Genomic DNA, 20,873 nt, shown 5'->3' on the forward strand with positions numbered 1-20,873 from the left:
GCTTATTCCCCCCAAGTTTCCTTGTTCTTGCCGGCTCGCTTCTCCCGATATTCAGAAGGGATTTCTCCCGTAATCTTATGGAACACTTTCGTAAAATAACGCCGCTCCGCATAGCCGACCGACCGTCCGATATCGGTAATGCTCCGGTCTGTCATTAGCAGCAGCGACTTCGCAAGCGCAATGCGTTCCGCCGTCACATACTCGACGAACGTACAGCCAACATGCTGCTTGAACAGCTGACTGAAGTAGCTCGCGCTAATGCCGAGATTGCCTGCCACCTCGTCGATGCCGAGGTCGCGCGACAGATGAGCGCCGATGTAATCCTTCGCTGTATGCATAAGCACATCGCCCGATTTACGACTCATCGACGACTCCAGACTCGCATTCATGATGCGCCGCACAACGGCCAGCATATCCTTCACACGAGTTGCCTGCTCCATAACGGTCCAGATTTCTTTCTCCTCCGCGGCGGACAGCACATTCAGATCGCGCATCTCCCGCATCAGATGCATCGCGGCAAAATGGACCAGCTTCTCCGCATGCGCCAGCGATCTTCCCGGCACCGCTTGAACGCGTGCCGTCAACTGCTGCAGCACCGTCTCTACTCCCTCACGGTCGTTGCGCTTAAGTGCGGACACCAGCTCCTCCAGGGTCACCCACAGCGTCTCTTCCCCGTCCGTTGCTGCATCCCCTTCGCTCGATAGCAGAATCGAGCGATCCTTGACGGATGCCAGATGCACCTTCTTCTGCAGCGAACGATACGTTGCAGACAGCTCCTCGAGCGGAATTTCATGCGGATGCGCGCCTATCGACAGCTTAACGCCAACATGGCTCTCAACCGCCGATTGCAGCAATCCGGCCCAACACCGCACATTCACCTCAGTGACCGCGGCCTCTGCCTCGTCCTTCTCGTGCAGAATACACCATTCGCCCTCGCGCATTTGCAGCACGGCATATCGCAGCCCTTCGCTTTGCAGCGCATCCTGCAGCACGTTGCGAACAGCGAAATTGCGAAGCTTCCGATCTTGCTCGGACGTGAAACGATACTTGTGCGTATAGTCGTCAATATCAGCAAGCATTAGAATATATCGGAACCGACTTGCATCGACCTCTACATCATCGAACATGAACTGTGTCTGCACAGACGAATAGTCCATCAGAATATCGTAGAGCATCTTCTCGTGCACGAGATGAACCGCTTGGCCAAGCTGCGCCTGCGCTGCATGCCGCTCCCGTCTGCGTTCGCGAATCGTATCCGCGAGCCGTCCGATAATATTCGTCAGCTCCTCATAGTCAATCGGCTTAAGCACATAATCGCGCACGCCGAACTTCATGACCGAACGGGCATATTCGAAGTCCTGATAACCGGTCAGCATGACGACCTCGGCTTCTTCACCGAGCTCGCGCAGCCGTCCAAGGAAGGCGATGCCATCCATGACCGGCATGCGGATGTCGCATAGAATAATGTCTGGGTGATGCTCCGCCACAAGCTCGAGCGCCTGCACCCCATTTCGAGCCAGACCAACGACCTCCACCTCTAGCTCATCCCATGGCAGGACAATCTGCAGGTTCTTCAGAATATGCACTTCATCATCAATCAGCAGCGCCTTCAGTCTCATGTGCATCACTCCCAATGTCCTTCTTCGGAATGGTGAACTTCATCGTTGTCCCTCTGCCCTGCTCACTGCATATAAACAGGCCATATCTGCTGCCATATTGAATGCGGATGCGGTCCGCAACATTGTAAACGCCGAGTCCACGCGCCTCTCCCGTCTGCGGTGAATCCTCATGCCGGCTGTCCTTCATCTGGCGGTCGTAGTTGAACGTTTGAAGCCGCTCTGGAGGAATGCCAATCCCATTATCCTCTATATAGAAGGCAAGCGAATCGCCTTCCTCACGAGCGGATACTCGAATATGGCCCATGTAATCGATACCCTCAAAACCGTGCTGGATACAGTTCTCAACGAGCGGCTGCAGCGTCAACTTCAGCATTTCATAACGCATCAGCTCTGGCGGAATATCGATCTCGAAGTCAAACAGCTCCTCGAATCGGAATTTCTGGATGCCCAAGTAGCTGAGCAGATGATCAAGCTCCTGCTCGACAGTGATCTGCTCCCGCTGCGTAATGCTGATCCGAAGCAGGCTGCCTAGCCGCGTTACCATCTGGCTGACCTTCTTGCCTTGGTTCTGCACAGCGAGCACGTTGATCGATTCCAGCGCATTGAACAGAAAATGCGGCTTGATCTGCGCCTGAAGCGCCTGCAGTTCGGCATGACGCTTCCGCTCCTGCTCGCTCTTAACCTCAGTCAGCAGCTCCGAGACCTGCGATACGAGACTGTTGAAACCTCTTGCCAGAAGCGCCGTCTCATCGTTCCCTTTGATCGGCAGTCGAGCGTTCAGATCGCCTCTCTCCACGCGGCGCATGAACTTCACCGTCTGAAGAATCGACTTCGCGATACGGTTCGCGAAGAACATAATGAAGTAACACGCGGACAACACGCAGAACAGGAGGATGCCGACAACCCAGCGGGAGTATAGGCCAACTTCGCTCGATAGCGACTTCCAAGACGTAATCGAGACGAGATGCCAGTCTTCCTTCTCAATGCCGGCTCCGATGCTGGAGATGACGCTATCCTGCCCGTCGAACTTGCCCCTGCCACTTCGATAAGTGGTGTCCAGGACAAGCGGCTTTTTCACATATTGATTAATGAACTTGCCGTTCAGTTTCTCGCTGCTGTCGTACATAATGAGTCCTTTGCCGTTCACAATGAGAAACTCCGTCGTGCTCTGCTTCTGCTTGTAGCGGAAATAACGGAAGACCGACTCGATGCCGGAGTTCTTAATCTGAACGAGCAGAATCCCTTTATCATTGAGCGTAGCAATATCTTTGACGACCCGAATCTGTGTGAACACCGGATCGACGCCCGTCAGCTCCGGATACTCGTAAGGCCCAACCCAGACTGGCTGTCCCTTGCGATCGAGCACCTGCTGGTAGATCTCCTGCTTCTTGAACTGAGCGAACGGCATCGCCTGGAAGTGTTCTTTGGTGAAGATACGATTGATTCGCTCGTTGTTGAGCGTGTACATAAAGGCGTAGCTGACAGACGGATGGTTGATGAGCAAATCGCGGAAATTACGCTGGACCTTGTTCAGGTCCAAGTAATCGATTTCTTTCAAGTCCGTCTCATAGCCGTTATTGAGCATCTCTTGAATCGCATCGCTGGCAATGGTGCTGTCCGTCACCTTGTTCATCTCGCCGAATACGAAACCGACACTCTGCGTAAGTGCACGAAGCGTTAGTTCGGCTTGTCCGGAATATTTCTCTTCGATCATATTCGTAACAAGAATATAGAGCGCGAAGCCAAGCGCGATGAGCGGAACGATAATGAACGTCATAAAGGCGCCAAACAGTTTATATGGAAGTGACATAATGGCTGCACGGCTCCTTCTCGATGATTGGTTACGCCATTCCTATCGTTTCGCTCTCTTGGGTGGTTATCCCTTCACGCTGCCCGCCGTAATGCCTTCAATGATTTTCTCCTGCAAGAAAGCATAGAGGACCAGCACTGGCGTTACGCTAAACACGATGCCGGTACAGATAAGCGCGTAATTCGTCTGGAACGAATCGCGGAAGCCGACCATACCTGTCGGCAGCGTTCGGAGCGCATCCTTGCTAATAAAGAAATTCGCGAGCAAATATTCGTTCCAGACGCCGAGGAAGTTCACGATGAATACCGTTACAAGCGCCGGCATCGTGAGCGGCAGAATAAGCACAAGGAACATACGGATCGCACCCATGCCGTCTACGACAGCCGCTTCCTCTAGATCCGTTGGAATATTGCGCATGAATGCAGCGATCAACAAGACGCTCAATGGCAGTGCGCCCGCGGTATACGGCAGAAACAGCGCCCAGTGCGTATTCAGAATGCCCATCTTCATGACGAGCATATATTGCGCGATGAAAAGTACGTTACCAGGAATAAGCATCCCGATCAGTACGAACTGATAGATGACCTTGCTCGTGCGGAGAAGCTTCATCCGCGTGAGCGCGAAGGCAGTTGCAGCTGCTAGCAGCACACCAACTGCCGATGAGGATAATGATAAGTATAAACTGTTCCAGAAGTATACACCTATTTTGGCCTTCACCCAAGCTTCAACATAGTTGTGAAAATATAGCTTCGTCGGGAAACCGAACGGGTGCGCAGCGATCTCCAGATTGCTCTGCTTCAAGGAAGAGAAAACAACGAATATGAACGGAAACAGAATGATCGCCACGTAAACCATCAACACAACATGCGGGAGAACCCGCTTAACTGGCTTCGGGACGGCGACTCGGTTGCGAATGGCAGGCTGGGTGCGCTTAAGCAAAGTTTGCATGATCAATCATTCCCTCCCTGGTTTCTTCCGAGCGTCAACTGGTACAGTGCGGTCAGTACGAGTGCAAAGGCGAAAATAATAAGCGAAATCGCGGTGCCGAACCCATAGTTCGGATCGACGCCCATCGCCTCATTAACGAGATACGAAGCCATTACTTCTGTCGAGCCGACCGGGCCGCCCTTCGTCATGACGAGAATGATATCAACGACGCGCATTGCGCCTGCGATCGACAGCATAATAACGACGGAAATAATCGGACGAATGAGCGGTACTGTAATGAGAAGCGCGCGTTGTCTGCCGCTTGCGCCGTCGATTTCGGCTGCTTCATTGACTTCTCTCGGAATCGCCAGAATCGCAGCTAATACAAGTACGATGTAGAAGCCCATCCACTGCCATGCATTAGTTGCAAGGACTGCGAACATCGCCCATTTGGTATCCGCCAGCCAGTAGATCGGATCAATGCCGAATACGGACAGCAGCTTGTTCAGCGGCCCGATCTCCGGTTCATAGATGAAGCCCCACAGAATGCCGATTACGGAAGTGGACAGAATCGAAGGAATGAATACGGTTGTTTTGTAGAAACCCTGGAATCGCTTGACATGACCAACGAGAATTGCAAAGAAAATAATAAGCGGCACTTGGATAAAGACGGAGAACAAAATGAAATACATATTGTTAACGATCGCATTGCGGAAATCCGGATCGTTGAATGCGGTAGTAAAGTTGTCGAATCCAATGAACTTATAGTCTTCGAGTCCGTTCCAATCGGTGAACGCGTAGAACGAAGAAGATGCCATCGGATAAATGAAGAACAAGCAGTACAGCAGCAAGGTTGGAAGAACGAACATCGCGTATACATAGGGATTTTTCAGCGTGCTTTTCATGATTTGCCCCCTCATAAGGATAGAAAGGCGCCGCCCGCGTGTCGGGCGGGCGACGCCTCTATCAAGCATTGGCCGATGGTGTCAATTATTTCGCAGCGGCGAGTGCTTTCTCTTGTACCTTCTGCATTGCATCTGCTACTTCTTGCGCCGACGACTTGCCAGCGATCAGCTTCTGAATTTGCGATTCCGATTCTTTGTATACATCAGAAGCTACTGTCGAGTCGAAGTGCGAGAATGCGCCGCCGGAGTTGCCGAGAATTTGCATCACTTGCTTAACAATTGGATCTTCAACCTTCGCGATCGATTCGTCGGACAGCTTCATCGACGGCAGCAAGCCGTCTTCGAGCAGACCGCGCAGCTGCATTTCTTCGCTGTACATATTTTTAATGAAAGCCTTAACAGCCGTCAGCTCTTCCGGTTTCAGATCAGCGGAGAAGCCATAACCGTTACTGTAGTTACCGTTAACCGCCAATTGGTTGCCTTTGCCGTTCGGTACGCCCGGCATTGTGAAGAAACCAACTTGGTTCGTCAAATCGCCAGCTTGCGCTTGATCCTTGAATACGGACGAACGCCAGCTGCCGTCGAACATCATGCCTGCTTTGCCAGTAACGAACTGGTTGAGCATGTCAGCATACTCCAGGCCAAGCTCGCCTTTCGTGAAGTAGCCCTTCTTCTCCCACTCTTGATACTTCGAGAATGCCGCTACAACCTCTGGCGAGTTCCATGCCTGCGATCCGGCTGGGAAGCCGTCGATCGCTTCTGGTCCTGCATAACGTCCGATGAGCGTATTGACGAGCATGTTTGGTACCCATGCACCTTTGGAGCCCATTGCGAATGGCGTAATTTTATTTTTGCTCAGCGTATCCGCTGCTGCTTCGAGTTCGTCCCAAGTGGTCGGCTCTTTGATGCCATATTTCTCGAACAGCGGCTTGCTATAGAAGAAACCTTCCGTGCTGCCGCCGATTGGCAAGCCGTACACTTTACCGTCCAATGTGAACTGGTTCAGGTTCAGGAATTTGTCACCGATGCCGAGCTCCGCAATGATTGGAGTCAGATCGAGCAAACGTCCCGCTTTCGCATATTTGAGCGCGTCACCCGCGCCGCCGAACAAGTCGAAGATCTTAGGCGGGTTGCCTGCAGCCATCTCTGCCGGAAGCTTCGTGAACCGGTTAACTTGGTCCTCTACGCCGTCAAGCTCGATCGTTAAGCCCGGCACATCCGCTTCTGTTTTCTTCACGACATCGTCCAGAATCGCTTTGCGGAATTTCTGTGCATCCGATACTTGAATGTGACGCAGCGAAACGGTGAATGGCTCTGCTTCTTCCTTCTTCGGCGTGTCTTCCGTCTTCGCAGGCGTATCCGTTTTCTCTGTTGTATCGGTTGTCGTTGCCGTCTGCGTTTTGTCTGTCTCTGTGGAGGATTTGTCGCTCTTGTCGCCGCAGGCGCTCAGGACCGTGGAAGCTGCAAGGATAAGCGTAATGCCTAGATAAATCGACTTCTTCATTCGATGACCCCCTGATCGATAATGTGAAATCTTCTTTACAATTCGATTATAGTCCCCGCCTCTGCGATGCATAAGATTCACATTTCCACGATCGAGGGGTAAAATTCTCTACTCTTAATTTGGCCCCTTATAGGGCGTGTGCAAAAAAGTCCAGCCAAGAAGGTGGACTTTTTGAACTACCTTACATGCAGCATTTCTTGTACTTCTTGCCGCTGCCGCACGGGCAAGGGTCGTTGCGACCCGCTTTAGAGGTTGGAGCAGCTGTTGGCTTTTGTTCGCTAAAGAGCTGACTAAACTCATTAGGCGTATAGCCGTGATTCACCCAAAGTCTCGTATTGTTCTTCACGTCAATTACAAGCTTGATGAAGCGTTCAAACTGGGCTTCCGTATTAAATTCCAGCTCTCTTCGTTCGAGCTCATAGATGACCTCGTCCAACGGTTCGTCCATTGAACATACGAGTTGAATGTCGTCCACCAGATCCTCGACCATCGATGCATGCTTCGGAAAGCTTTTTAACAAATAGGATTTCAAGCTCTCCAGCTGCAGCGTCCAATCATAGTAAAGGTTGTCCGCATATTTCAAGAACCGTTCCTTATCAGGAATGTAATAGGGCTTACTCTCAATGCCTTGCAGGAGCAGCTCCAGCTCCTCCTCGCCGTCTATCCCTTCGCTAATAAATTTCCCGTCTTCATAGACCCATGTCTGCCGATCGCTCATTAACAGCTTGGCTGACTGCGCAAACTCCTCGGGCGTCATCGTTTCAGCACTCGTGTGCTGCCCGAGATAAATTTCATATACTGTACCGATGGAACAAACGCCATATAAATTAACGCATGCATCGACATACTGACTAACTAACTGACAACGATCACGCGATTCCATGAATTCGCTGAACGGAAGCTGACGGTAGGCCTCTTGGATCTCGGACGGAATAAGGTAGGTAAGCTTCTCATCCGAATAGAAGGAGAACAACATGCCGCGATTCATAAGCGACACATATTGTCCCGGTACGATTCCGTCATCATGCAGATAGGGTACTTGGAGCAGTCGCTGAGCAAGCTCCCAATCTCTCGGTCTGGCAACCTGAAACGCAATACTGACCTCGTTCCCATCTGCAATTCGTTCCATTAATGCATCAGCCAGCGCCGACTTATTCATTTTGGATCGTCCCGGTACATTATAGCTTGAAGCGAGATCGCTCAGCCGCTCCTTGGTCAGCTTAAGCAGAATGTCCTTTAATTCCGTTGTTACCTCGCCTTTAATCGCATGTTGAATATTTAACTTTTCAAGCTCTTTTGCCAAATTCATAACCTTTAGTCCCCCATATTCCGTATTTATTTGTTATTAGTTTAATTGATTTAGCGCTTATCCACACGTGTTATCCTCAGAAAACTCGGAGGAGGGGAATATGTATGCCGAGTCGGATGCAGGTGGCGGGGACGCAACGGTTGCTATTGAACACAGCGCGATCGGCGAATCAATCGTCAGTTGTGATCAGGCGGCGGGATTGCAACGGTTGCTATATTGGCTATTGCGGCGAAATGACGGCATTTGGAACTCTAACGGTTGAATGCGAGGCTAATGGAGTAATCTCGGGGTCTTTCAGCCGCATTCTGGAGTAATAAGCACTGTGACAACCGTAAGTTAGTGAAAAAGCCCGCTCGACGCACAATAAGCACTCTCACAACCGTTGCACATACCGCCCCCGACTAACTTGCTTACCTATATCCCTTCCTACTGTATAGCCACCTAAATAGTGGTATATTAGTATACACAACACCAGTTTACTGTTCTTAGAGGAGGACCAATGTTCAAGAAAGCCATAGTCATTGGCGCAACTGTCGCAGCCGGTTTACTACTCCTATCCGTTGGATTTGCAGCGTCGACCAATAGTAGAAATACTCAACAAGTAGATACTGCGGTCGTAAATACGGCCCCAAGCAATATTCAACAACACATCACAACATTCACGGGTCCAATCAACGAATCGTTTCATACAGCAATGATTTCACAAGTCACACACAATGGTGCTAGTGCTTACTATAACGAGTTCTCGACCGCTCCCGAGAATGGCCGTAACCTTAACATCTATGTTTCGAATAATGGCACTGGAATGGTGAAATTTGATGTAAAGCGCAACGGCGTAAAACTCGAAACAGTCGATATTGCCGCGGGTACGGGTAAGCTGAGATCATTTACAGAACTCGCGGACTCAGCAATTGGACTTTCCGGTGACTGGGAAGTGTATGTTTATACAACGGATGGGGCTAAGATGAACCTTAACGTTAACGCTCCCCAATACTAAGATTGAGGAAGTAGTCCGCCTCCGACTGAAACGGCCCGTGCCATTCCTTCAACCCACTCTCCATATGTCAAAAAGGGACCGTCCCCCGTTCATTGTTCACACAATGACCTCGGTACAGCCCCTTAAGATTAGCACTATCTACTGCTTCACATAAATCTCGTACGCCCAAGGCGCGAGATCGACCATCTGCTCCGCCTTCAGCTCCGCGGCCTCGCCGCTCTGCGACGTATACGCGCCCGCCAGCGCTTGATCGAGCTTAACGCTCGTCTCCACTTGCTCCGCGGACAAATTCATCATCACGACTACCGTGTTGTCGTTCTTCGTCCGCTCGAACGCGAGCACATGGTTATCGCCCGCCTCAAGCGAATGATACACGCCCCCTGCATTGCCATTCCACAGCGCCTCGTTGTTATGTTTCAAATCAATGAGCCCCTTATAGAACGTCTGCATGGTGAGATCATACCAGCCGATCTCATCCTTCTCGAACAGCGGTTGCGGACCGCAGCGGCGCTACTCGGCTCGAAATTGGCTAGTTTCGGATCTAACGGACTCGAGGAGCACTATCGAGTGGAAAACGAGTTGGTTAGTTGGCAAACATAGAGAATAAGGTCTCCTGAGTCCCTAATGATGGCGGACTACCTTACCTGGTGCGAATAGTGTTATCTCAGTCCGTTACAACTCAGCTCTCTCCAACGTTGAGGAAATTTCGCCACTACGTCACAGACGAGGAAACAAACAATCCCCAGAAACGCATAAGCGTTCGAGGGATTCCTTTATGCTACACCTGCCTGGCGGGGAAGCGTGGAACGCTTCGCTTGGCGGCGGTGATGGAGGATATAGTAGCCGACGGCTGATAACAGTGCAACTACACCTGCGCCTTCGTACATGACGCGGTAGTCGGTGAACGATGCGATCATGCCCATGAAATATGAGCCGAAGCCATAGCCTAAGTCGAACAGCAAGAAGAATGTGCCGGTTGCGCTTCCTCTTCGATGTGCGGGCGACAACTTGATCGCTAGTGTCTGGAAGCATGGCAGCAGCGCCCCGTATCCGACGCCGAGCACCATAGCCGACAGCAGCACCATGAATGCGGAATGAGCCGCGCTTAATACGAGCATCCCAACAATGAATAACGCAATGCCCGGATAGTACAAGTAGTGCTCCCTATAATTATCGAACACTTTGCCTACAATAGGCCGTGACACCACAATCATAACCGCGAATACGACGAAAAATAACGCCGTGATATTCGATTGGTGAATCTCCTCGGCAAACGAAGCGAAGAAACCGGACAGCGAGCTGTATGCGAAGCTGAGAATAAATCCGACGAGCGAGATCGGCACAGCTTTCGGCTCGAGGAATTTTCCCCAGCCCCGCTTCTTGTTATTCTGGGACTCCTGCTCCTGCTGCTGTACTGTCGAAACATCCGCCAGCTGCTCTGGCTTAGTCGGCTGATTGTTCTGCTCCTTCGGCAGCCGAATGCCAAGCGTGAATATAAGAGATGCAGCTGCGATCACACTTACACCGGTCAGCAGCACATTTATATTATGGTCTTTCCATAGAAGCAACCCGAGCGCGGGTCCGATCGCCATCGCGATGCTCATGAACATGCTGAAATAACCGATGCCCTCGCCCTGCCGCGAAGTTGGAATAATAACAGTAGCAGCCGTGCTCGTCGCAGTCGATGCAACAGCGTAGCTAATTCCGTGCAGGAGACGAACGATGAGGAACAGCACCATGCCCTTCGCCCCGAAGTAGCTGACACAGGCGAGTAGGAAGATGACCATCCCGATGACCGCCATCTTTTTCTTCCCGAACCGATCCACCCATAATCCCGAGAACGGCCGTCCCAGCACACCGCCAACTACATAAACCGTAATCGCCAGTCCCATCTGCTGCTGATCGCCATGCAGACTGTCCCGTACATAAAGCGGAAATGCCGTCGCCAGAATATAAAACGTCATGAACATGAAAAAACTGCTCAAACAGACAACAATGAAATCTCTAGTCCAGATTCTCTCCCTTATCACGACAATGCGCTCTCCATTCTCCAAATAAAGCTTTCTATATGTTAGATCATTATAAAAGTGGAGACTCATCATGTATAATACTAATTCAGTGATAGATTCATCACATTAAAGTGATATGGAGAGCGAGTGAATCGCTGTGGAATTTCTTCAGTTAAAATATTTTCAGGCCGTCGCACGGCTGGAGCATATAACGAAGGCGGCCAAAGAATTGAATGTGTCGCAGCCTTCGCTCAGCAACTCGATTCAGCGTCTCGAGAAGAAGCTGGGGGTCCCTTTATTCGAACGACAAGGACGACAGGTAAAGTTGAATGCGTACGGCCGAACTTATCTCCGTCGCGTGGAACGGGCTTTTCTTGAACTCGAGGAAGGTGAACGAGAGCTGACTGACATGGCGGGCCTTGAGCGAGGCGTCGTCTCTGTCTCGGTGACGCTCCCTTATGTGCTGCCAACGCTGCTCAAAGATTTTCTAACCGCGCATCCGCATGTCCGCATTATTCAGCGGCAGCTTGGTTCCGTGCTTGAGATGAAGGCGGAGCTTGAGCGTGCCGACATCGACTTCTGCATCTGTACGACACCGATTACCGGTCCGGATATCGAGTGGATGACGCTGGCGGTGGAAGAGCTGTGTCTGACGGTGCCAAAGGGGCATCGATTCGCCTCGCGAGATAGCATTGCGCTGATCGAAGCGGCAGACGAGCCTTTCATTACGCTGTCCTCGGTATCGAATTTCAGAGAGATAACCGATGGATTTTGCCGGAGAGCGGGGTTCGAGCCTCATATTGCCTTCGAGCTGGAGGAGGTCAGTTCCATCCAGACGCTCGTTGAGATGGGCCTTGGCATTACGTTCACCCTGCCGTTGTCATTGGGTAAGCGAGCCTCGCATCCCGATACTGTTCAGGTCGCAATATCCGATCCCGTCTGCCAGCGAACGTTCGGCATCGCTTGGAACAAGAAGCATTACCTGTCCGCAGCCGCCGTGCATTTCCGCGAGTTCGTTACCGATTTCTTCAGCAAGCCAGCCCCTGCGAATGATTGATAAAAAATGCAAAAGCCGCCTCCCTTAAGGGAAGCGGCTCTTTGTATAATCGAAAACAATTAGATAAGATCGGATTTCTGCAGCAGCCGCTGAATAATTGCAGCCACTTCGGCTCTCGTGATGTTATCCTTCGGCGCTAGCTCTGAACCGTTTCGGCCTGTTACGATACCCGCCTGAACACTGTCGGCAATTCCATCTAGTGCCCAAGCCGACGCCTTCAAGGCATCCTCGAATGACTCAAGCGATATGTCTACCGACTGAGAAGGCAGCTTCGCCTTGAGCCCCGTCAATTTCATTGCTTTCGCAATCATGACCATCGCCTGCTCGCGCGTAATGAGATCGCTAGGACGGAATGTTCCATCCTCAAAGCCGTTAATCAGTTCATACTTGTAAGCTGTATTGATTACATCGTTATACCATGCTGTATTCGTCACATCGCTGAACGGCGCTTTGCCGCTTTCCAGCTCTAGTCCCAATGCACGAACGATAATAGCCGCGAATTCCGCACGGGTAATGTCTCGGTTCGGCTGGAACAGGTCATTCCCTACGCCCTCAATAATGAGGCGTGATCCCATATCATTGACCGCATCCTTGGACCAATGATTGTTCACATCGCTGAATGTAACAGGATGCCATACGAGCGAATACGTACTGTTCGTTAAGCTGTTGATCGCTGCGTAATGTTTGCCGTTAATTTCAAGCACCTGTGTAGGTACATGACGGAATGTTCCATCTGGTTCCACGACGATGCCTGTTGTAATTTTGCTCGGGTCAACACCGTCCGGAATCAAGAGGAGCCGTTCAACATACACATCGAACTTCGAAATCTCAACTGTGCTGTTTCCATAGATACCTTGGATGGAGAAATCAAGCGGTGGCGCAACGACCGTAAACTTTCCTCTGCCCGCTGCATTTTTCACGACGCTCTTCATCGCATCCAATGGCTCGCTGATTTTGACTTGAATTTGGATGTCCTTCAGATCGATTGCATTGCCGAGTTGATCTGATATCGCTCCGATGTTGATTTGGTCCGCAGGAATCGTGTAGGTTGCACGATCTGTCTGAATGACTACAACCGCATTCTTGTCATTCAATTTGCTAACCATTTCACCATTGAGCACGACGACGAGCGAATCGGTCATAACTGGAACAGGAATGGTAACTACAGCCCCTTGGCCTTCGGATGCCAGTCTGTTTTCGAGCTTATCCGTGTCAACGGTAACCGTCGTTTCCTTACGGCCGTTCTCTTCTTTCGTCGTTACTTTGCCTGCGCTCTCCGGCTTGCCGTTTACAAGCACCTCAAATCCATCATCTGGCGCTGTAGTCGTGCCTGTGCCGGGAGAAGGATCAGGATTACTTACCGTCACGATGCTCGTTGCCGTGAATCTGCCATCGACCGTCGTTACCGTGATTGTTGCTGTTCCCGTACCTACTGGCGTAACAACGCCGTTTACGACTGTCGCTACGCTCGTGTTGCTGGAGCTCCACGTAACGTTTTTGTTTGTCGCGTTGCCTGGTGTCACCGTTGCATTCAGCGTCGCGGCTGCTCCACCCACCGTCAGGCTGAGCGTTTTATGGTTCAACGAAACGCCTTTTACGCTCGTTACTGGATTCGTTGGATCCGTTACCGTCACGATGCTTGTTGCCGTGAAGCTGCCATCGACCGTCGTTACCGTGATTGTTGCTGTTCCCGCGCCTACTGGCGTAACAACGCCGTTAACGACTGTCGCTACGCTCGTATTGCTGGAGCTCCACGTTACCGTTTTGTTCGTTGCATTCGATGGATTTACCGTCGCGGTCAACGTTGCTGCCGTGCCGCTTGTCGTCAGGCTCAGCGTCGACTGATCCAATGTTACGCTTGTTACGCTTGTTGGCGGTACAACAGGGTCCGTTACCGTCACGATGCTTGTTGCCGTGAAGCTGCCATCGACCGTCGTTGCCGTGATTGTTGCTGTTCCCGCGCCTACTGGCGTAACAACGCCGTTAACGACTGTCGCTACGCTCGTATTGCTGGAGCTCCACGTTACCGTTTTGTTCGTTGCATTCGATGGATTTACCGTCGCGGTCAACGTTGCTGCCGTGCCGCTTGTCGTCAGGCTCAGCGTCGACTGATCCAATGTTACGCTTGTTACGCTTGTTGGCGGTACAACAGGGTCCGTTACCGTCACGATGCTTGTTGCCGTGAAGCTGCCATCGACCGTCGTTGCCGTGATCGTCACTGTTCCCGCGCCTACTGGCGTAACTACGCCGTTAACGACTGTCGCTACGTTCGTATTGCTGGAGCTCCACGTTACCGTTTTGTTCGTTGCATTCGACGGATTCACCGTCGCGATCAGCGTTGCTGCCGTGCCGCCTGTCGTCAGGCTCAGCGTCGGTTGATCCAGCGTTACGTTTGTTACAGATGTCACTGGTCCAACTGGGTCCGTCACGGTTACCGTGCTCGTTGCAGTGAAGCTGCCGTCGACCGTCGTTACCGTGATCGTCGCCGTTCCTGCACCTACTGGCGTAACTACGCCGTTAACGACTGTCGCTACGCTCGTATTGCTGGAGCTCCACGTTACCGTTTTGTTCGTTGCATTCGACGGATTCACCGTCGCGATCAGCGTTGCTGCCGTGCCGCCTGTCGTCAGGCTAAGCGTCGGTTGATCCAGCGTTACGTTTGTTACAGATGTCACTGGTCCAACTGGGTCCGTCACGGTTACCGTGCTCGTTGCAGTGAAGCTGCCGTCGACCGTCGTTACCGTGATCGCAGCTGTTCCTGCACCTACTGGCGTAACTACGCCGTTAACGACTGTCGCTACGCTCGTGTTGCTGGAGCTCCACGTTACCGTTTTGTTCGTTGCATTCGACGGATTCACCGTCGCGGTCAGCGTTGCTGCCGTGCCGCCTGTCGTCAGGCTAAGCGTCGGTTGATCCAGCGTTACGTTTGTTACGGATGTCACTGGTCCAACTGGGTCCGTCACGGTTACCGTGCTCGTTGCAGTGAAGCTGCCGTCGACCGTCGTTACCGTGATCGTCGCTGTTCCCGCACTTACTGGCGTAACAACGCCGTTAACGACTGTCGCTACGCTCGTGTTGCTGGAGTTCCACGTTACCGCTTTGTTCGATGCATCCGACGGATTCACCGCCGCGCTCAGTGTTGCTGCCGTGCCACCAGTCGTTAGGCTCAGTGTCGACTGATCCAGCGTTACGCCCAGTACTGGCGTCGTTACCGTTACTGTGCTTGTTGCGGTATAACCGCCATCCGCCGTTGTTACGGTAATTGTCGCTGTACCATTTCCTATCGGCGTTACGACTCCATTCACTACCGTTGCTACATTCGTATCATCCGAGCTCCATGTGACAGAAATATCCGTCGCATCCGATGGGTCAACTGTCGCTTTTAATGTTTCAGTTGCTCCGCCTTTGATGAGATTCAATGTCGATTTGTCCAACGTCACACCCGTTACCGACTTCGTAACCGTTACTGTGCTTGTTGCAGTGTATCCACCATCTGTCGTCGTAACCGTAATAGTTGCCGTGCCTATACCTACTGGCGTGACGATACCATTGGCTACTGTTGCTACACTTGTATTGTCCGAGTTCCATGTCACAGATTTATCCGTTGCATCAGCCGGATTCACCGTTGCAATCAGCGCCCCATCCGCTCCGCCAACATACAGGTCCAGCGTGGACTTATCCACTGTCACGCCTGTTACTGGCGTCGTGACAGTAACAATACTAGTTGCGGTATAGCCGCCATCCACCGTTGTTGCGGTAATTGTCGCTGTACCATTTCCTACTGGTGTTACGACACCATTCACAACCGTTGCTACATTCGTATCATCCGAGTTCCATATGACAGAAGTATTCGTCGCATCCAAAGGAACGACTGTCGCTGCCAGCGTTCCCGCTGCTCCGCCTTTAATCAGACTTAACGTCGGCTGATCCAACGCAACGCCAGTTACTTGTTTGGTAACTGTGACTGTGCTTGTTGCGGTATAGCCGCCGTCCGCTGTCGTGACCGTGATCGTCGCTGTGCCTACGCCAACTGGCGTAACAACGCCATTCGCTACGGTCGCTACATTCGCATCATCCGAACTCCATGTAACGGACGAATCTGTCGCATCCAATGGATTAACCGTTGCAACCAGCGTTTCATCCGCTCCGCCTACGAACAGGTTTAGCGTTGATTGGTCTAACGTTACGCCGGTTACCGGCGTCGTGACCGTTACGGTACTTGTTGCCGTATAGCCGCCGTCCACTGTCTCGACCGTAATATGTGCAGTGCCGTCGCCCACTGCCGTGACGACGCCATTCACTACCGTCGCTACATTGGTATCGTCCGAGCTCCAAGTTACGCTTTTATCCGTCGCATCCAACGGATTGACCGTTGCCGTCAGCGTGCCCGTTGCTCCGCCTTTATACAGGTGCATTGTCGGTTGGTCCAACGCCACGCCTGTTGCCAGCTTCGTCACAGTAACAACGCTCGTTGCAGTAAATCCGCCATCCGTTGTCGTGACCGTAATATTCGCTGTGCCTACGCCAACCGGCGTAACAACGCCATTCACTACCGTCGCTACATTCACGTCATCCGAACTCCATGTAACGGACGAATCTGTCGCATCCAATGGATTAACCGTTGCAACCAGCGTTTCATCCGCTCCGCCTACGAACAAGTTCAACGTTGATTGATCCAGCGTTACGTCCATTACAGGCGTCGTTACGGTTACGCTACTAGTTGCCGTATAACCGCCGTCCACTGTCGTGGCCGTAATATGTGCAGTACCGTCGCCCACTGCCGTAACAACGCCATTCACTACCGTCGCTACACTGGTATCGTCCGAGCTCCAATTTACACTCTTATCCGTCGCATCCAAAGGAACAACTGTCGCTGCCAGCGTGCCCGTTGCTCCGCCTTTATACAGGTGCATTGTCGGTTGATCCAACGTCACGCCTGTTACCGGCTTCGTCACAGTAACAACGCTCGTTGCAGTCAATCCTCCATCCACTGTCGTGACTGTAATATTCGCTGTGCCTACGCCTACCGGCGTGACAACGCCATTCACTACGGTCGCTACATTCGCATCGTCAGAACTCCATGTAACGGAAGGATCTGTCGCATCCAATGGATTCACCGTTGCAACCAACGTCTCATCCGCTCCGCCTACGAACAGGTTCAGCGTTGTTTGGTCCAGCGTTACGCCCGTTACAGGCGTCGTTACGGTTACGGTACTTGTTGCCGTATAGCCGCCGTCCACTGTCGTGACTGTAATATGTGCGGTACCGTCGCCCACTGCCGTAACGACGCCATTGACTACCGTCGCTACATTCGTATCGTCCGAGCTCCAAGTTACACTCTTATCCGTCGCATCCAACGGATTGACCGTTGCCGTCAGCGTGCCCGTTGCTCCGCCTTTATACAGATGCATTGTCGGTTGGTCCAACGCCACGCCTGTTGCCAGCTTCGTGACAGTAACAACGCTCGTTGCAGCAAATCCACCATCCACTGTCGTGACTGTAATCGTCGCCGTGCCTACGCCAACCGGCGTGACAACGCCATTCACTACGGTCGCTACATTCGCATCATCCGAACTCCATGTAACGGACGAATCTGTCGCATCCAATGGATTAACAGTTGCAACCAGCGTTTCATCCGCTCCGCCTACAAACAAGTTCAACGTTGATTGGTCCAACGTTACACCCGTTACAGGCGTCGTTACGGTTACGGTACTAGTCGCCGTATAGCCGCCGTCCACTGTCGTGACTGTAATATGTGCGGTTCCGTCGCCCACTGCCGTAACGACGCCATTGACTACCGTCGCTACGTTCGTATTGTCCGAGCTCCAAGTTACGCTTTTATCCGTCGCATCCGATGGATTCACCGTCTCGATCAATGTGCCTGGCGCTCCGCCTTTATACAGGTGCATTGTCGGTTGGTCCAGCGTCACGCTTGTTACCGGCGTCGTGACAGTAACAACGCTCGTTGCAGCAAATCCGCCATCCGCTGTCGTGACTGTAATATTCGCTGTGCCTACGCCAATCGGCGTAACAACGCCGTTCACTACTGTTGCTACATTCGTATCATCCGAGCTCCATGTTACAGCCTTATTGCTCGCATCTGACGGATTGATGGTCGCCACCAGCGTTTCATCTGCTCCGCCTGTAAACAAATGCAGTGTCGAATGATCCAGCGTTACGCCCGTTACCGGCGTCGTGACCGTTACTTCACTAGTCGCCGCATAGCCACCGTCCACTGTCGTGACCGTAATATGCGCAGTACCGTCGCCCACTGCCGTAACGACGCCATTGACTACCGTCGCTACGTTCGTATCATCCGAACTCCACGTTAAATTCTGATCTGTGGCATCTAACGGATTGACCGTTGCCGTCAGCGTGCCCGTCGCTCCGCCCTTGTACAATTGCAGCTTCGACTGATCCAGCATTACGCCGGTTACCGCCGTTTTCACTGTTACCGTGCTCATTGCAGTAAAGCCGCCATCATTGGTTGTAACAGTAATGATCGTTGTGCCTGCTCCGACCGGCGTTACAACACCATTCGTGACCGTCGCGACGCTTGGGTTGGCCGAAACCCATGTTACGCCCTTATTCGAGGCAGTCGAAGGGTTGACTGTTTCCGTCAACGTACTTGCAGCCCCGCCTTTAATCAGATTCAATGTCGACTTGTCCAACGTCACGCCCGTTACAGGCGTCGTTACGTTTACAGTGCTTATTGCCGTAAAGCCGCCATCCACTGTCGTGGCCGTAATATGTGCGGTTCCGTTACTTATTGCGGTAACAACACCGTTGGCGACAGTTGCGACACCGGTATTATCCGAGCTCCAAGTTATACCTTTATTCGTTGCGCTTGCCGGGCTGACTGCAGGCGTAATCGTGCCCGTAGGACCTCCAACCTTGAGATCCAATGTCGTAGGCGAAACCGTTACGCCCGTAACTCGCGTTACAACCGTTACGGTACATGCTGCAGTCTTCCCGCCATCAGCTGTTGTTACAGTGATCGTTGCCGTTCCTGGTCCTACAGGAGTTACGATACCGTTCATAACTGTCGCAACGCCCGCATTGCTGGACGCCCACGTCACGCTTTTGTTCGTGGCATTCGCAGGATTCACCGTAGCTATCAAGGTAACCGTCGCTCCGCCTGTTTCCAGGTTCAATGACGTACGATCCAACGTTACGCTTGCTACCGGGGTCGTAACCGTTACAGTAGCCGTAGCCGTCCTCGAGCCGTCAACCGTCGTAACCGTAATGTGAGCCGTTCCTGCGCTCACTGGCGTGACAACTCCGTTCGCAACCGTGGCGACGCTCGTATTATCCGAGCTCCATGTCACATTCTTGTTGGTCGCGTTAGACGGTGCAACTGCAGCCGTCAAAGTACTCGTCGTTCCACCTGTTGTTAAATTCAGAGTGGAGTTATTAAGGGTTACTCCCGTTACCGGAACATTAGTATCCATCCCGAAAGTATATAGTTTGGAATCGTCCCAGTTCAGGAAGCCGAATCCTTTATCATAGCCGCTGAAAGCCCATCCGTAAGTATGAACGCTTCCTTCGACACCCGTCGGGATCCAGTTGCTGTTATTGTTATACAAAGTACCGTCATTGTTGTACTGTTTCACATACAGCTGTCCCGGATAATCGGGAGCAATGTCTTGGTACACATTGTCAACGACAAGAAATCCGCCGTCGCCCAGTCCCAATACTCCAGGACCCTCTACTATAGATCCATTGTTCGTCGTGTATTTCAGTCCGCTCGTAATGGATGCCCCGACGGTATTGCCGTTGCTATCAAAGACTTGGAGCTGATAACCAGACAATGTGTTGATCAGCAACGCGTAATTGCCATTGGATAAAGAGGCAAGCGATTTTTCTCCATTTCCATACGTATCTTCCATTGCAAAATCGAATGCCTTTATTCTCGTGCCATCATTCTGATAAACGGCGACATGATATTGGGTGGCTTGATAAGAATGGTACACAATCATAAACGTGCCGTTGGAGCTTGCTGCGAGAACATGTGTATAAGTTGAATCCGTTGCGCCTGCTCCTTCAATCGATACCGGATTCGACAGGAACGCTTTCGTCGTCGGATTAAAGATCCGGTAATAATACTCTGCACCCGTAACCTGATATACAAATGCAATGTTGCCATTCGATAATTGCTGAGAACTTATATAACAATTGTAATCTGCGGTTGCGGTACTAATATCAGTGGCCGATTGTACCACATTACCCTGTCCGTCCACGATAATGAATTGAACGGGATAACCCTTTTTTTGATCGCAGCCGGTCGGTTGCCCCGACCACATGATAACCGTATTGCCATTCGCCATTGGGCTTGCGAATATTTCTTGATAATTATTCGCCCTCGCGCCCATAATGGCATTCGTATTAAGCGGCAGCGAGAACACTTTATTCCCGTTGCTATCAAGGACAGAATAACTGTGACCAACAGCCGTCCCCCCTAATATACCGACCTTTCCACCCGGCAAGCCAATAAACTGGCCATAAGTTAAATTGGTCATATCGTAGTCCAGTCCTTTGGTCGAAAGGTCAATCTTCTTCGCCACGTTGTAATCGACATTAACCGCTGCCTGGGCAACGTTAACATTAATAAAACCGCCGAATATAACCTGACCGATCAGCATCGTAACGAATGTCAGCATGATGGTCACTCTTCTGATTCTTGCCCACGTCCTCATCTTCTTCCTCCTTTATATTGTTGTGCCTCGATCCGTTCAT

General features: G+C 51.7%; 11 protein-coding genes. 2 read left to right on the forward strand and 9 right to left on the reverse strand.

Features of this window, described 5'->3' with window-relative positions:
• Positions 1-2: 2 nt before the first annotated feature.
• From H8B09_RS21545 to H8B09_RS21570, 6 genes are all read right to left on the reverse strand, one after another.
• Entirely contained in the window at positions 3-1,619 is a 1,617-nt protein-coding gene (locus H8B09_RS21545; RefSeq protein WP_191205608.1) for a response regulator, read from the reverse strand.
• A complete protein-coding gene (locus H8B09_RS21550) occupies positions 1,594-3,429 on the reverse strand; it encodes a cache domain-containing sensor histidine kinase (RefSeq protein ID WP_191205609.1) in 1,836 nt (611 codons plus the stop codon). Before H8B09_RS21550 ends, H8B09_RS21545 begins: the two co-directional genes overlap by 26 nt.
• A 66-nt stretch (positions 3,430-3,495) precedes the next feature.
• Positions 3,496-4,377 carry a carbohydrate ABC transporter permease gene (locus H8B09_RS21555; protein WP_191205610.1) on the reverse strand — a complete coding sequence of 294 codons (882 nt, stop codon included), beginning with the start codon at positions 4,375-4,377 and terminating at the stop codon, positions 3,496-3,498.
• 2 nt (positions 4,378-4,379) lie between these two features.
• The gene (locus H8B09_RS21560; RefSeq protein ID WP_191205611.1) at positions 4,380-5,261 is read right to left on the reverse strand and encodes a carbohydrate ABC transporter permease; all 882 of its coding nucleotides are present in this window, start codon (positions 5,259-5,261) and stop codon (positions 4,380-4,382) included.
• Between the two features lie 85 nt (positions 5,262-5,346).
• Positions 5,347-6,765 carry an extracellular solute-binding protein gene (locus tag H8B09_RS21565; RefSeq protein WP_191205612.1) on the reverse strand — a complete coding sequence of 473 codons (1,419 nt, stop codon included), beginning with the start codon at positions 6,763-6,765 and terminating at the stop codon, positions 5,347-5,349.
• 181 nt (positions 6,766-6,946) lie between these two features.
• Positions 6,947-8,074 (reverse strand): SEC-C metal-binding domain-containing protein, encoded by a 1,128-nt coding sequence (locus H8B09_RS21570; RefSeq protein WP_191205613.1) that lies wholly within the window; start codon positions 8,072-8,074, stop codon positions 6,947-6,949.
• 499 nt (positions 8,075-8,573) lie between these two features.
• Between H8B09_RS21570 and H8B09_RS21580 the strand changes: the two genes are divergently transcribed.
• Entirely contained in the window at positions 8,574-9,071 is a 498-nt protein-coding gene (locus H8B09_RS21580) for a hypothetical protein (RefSeq protein ID WP_191205615.1), read from the forward strand.
• A 138-nt stretch (positions 9,072-9,209) separates the two neighbouring features.
• On the opposite strand, the gene H8B09_RS21585 is transcribed toward H8B09_RS21580, so the two are convergent.
• On the reverse strand, positions 9,210-9,491 hold the full coding sequence (locus H8B09_RS21585) for an alpha-glucosidase C-terminal domain-containing protein (protein WP_502572614.1): 282 nt from the start codon (positions 9,489-9,491) through the stop codon (positions 9,210-9,212).
• A 353-nt stretch (positions 9,492-9,844) separates the two neighbouring features.
• Positions 9,845-11,173, reverse strand: coding sequence for an MFS transporter (locus H8B09_RS21590; protein WP_318152684.1), 1,329 nt, complete (start codon positions 11,171-11,173; stop codon positions 9,845-9,847).
• Positions 11,174-11,237: 64 nt separating this feature from the next.
• On the opposite strand from H8B09_RS21590, the gene H8B09_RS21595 reads away from it, so the two are divergent.
• Positions 11,238-12,137, forward strand: a complete 900-nt coding sequence (locus H8B09_RS21595; RefSeq protein ID WP_191205618.1) for a LysR family transcriptional regulator — start codon at positions 11,238-11,240, stop codon at positions 12,135-12,137.
• Between the two features lie 59 nt (positions 12,138-12,196).
• Here H8B09_RS21595 and H8B09_RS21600 read toward each other — a convergent pair whose 3' ends face one another.
• Positions 12,197-20,833 (reverse strand): Ig-like domain-containing protein, encoded by an 8,637-nt coding sequence (locus tag H8B09_RS21600; protein WP_191205619.1) that lies wholly within the window; start codon positions 20,831-20,833, stop codon positions 12,197-12,199.
• Between the last annotated feature and the right edge of the window lie 40 nt (positions 20,834-20,873).

This window comes from Paenibacillus terricola (assembly GCF_014779765.1).
Taxonomy (GTDB): Bacteria; Bacillota; Bacilli; order Paenibacillales; family Paenibacillaceae; genus Paenibacillus_T; species Paenibacillus_T terricola.

Coding starts and splice junctions, on each gene's coding strand:
- H8B09_RS21545 (WP_191205608.1), bottom strand. CDS start 1,619: ATGAGACTGAAGGCGCTGCTGATTGATGATGAAGTGCATATTCTGAAG.
- H8B09_RS21550 (WP_191205609.1), bottom strand. CDS start 3,429: ATGTCACTTCCATATAAACTGTTTGGCGCCTTTATGACGTTCATTATC.
- H8B09_RS21555 (WP_191205610.1), bottom strand. CDS start 4,377: ATGCAAACTTTGCTTAAGCGCACCCAGCCTGCCATTCGCAACCGAGTC.
- H8B09_RS21560 (WP_191205611.1), bottom strand. CDS start 5,261: ATGAAAAGCACGCTGAAAAATCCCTATGTATACGCGATGTTCGTTCTT.
- H8B09_RS21565 (WP_191205612.1), bottom strand. CDS start 6,765: ATGAAGAAGTCGATTTATCTAGGCATTACGCTTATCCTTGCAGCTTCC.
- H8B09_RS21570 (WP_191205613.1), bottom strand. CDS start 8,074: ATGAATTTGGCAAAAGAGCTTGAAAAGTTAAATATTCAACATGCGATT.
- H8B09_RS21580 (WP_191205615.1), top strand. CDS start 8,574: ATGTTCAAGAAAGCCATAGTCATTGGCGCAACTGTCGCAGCCGGTTTA.
- H8B09_RS21590 (WP_318152684.1), bottom strand. CDS start 11,173: ATGATGAGTCTCCACTTTTATAATGATCTAACATATAGAAAGCTTTAT.
- H8B09_RS21600 (WP_191205619.1), bottom strand. CDS start 20,833: ATGAGGACGTGGGCAAGAATCAGAAGAGTGACCATCATGCTGACATTC.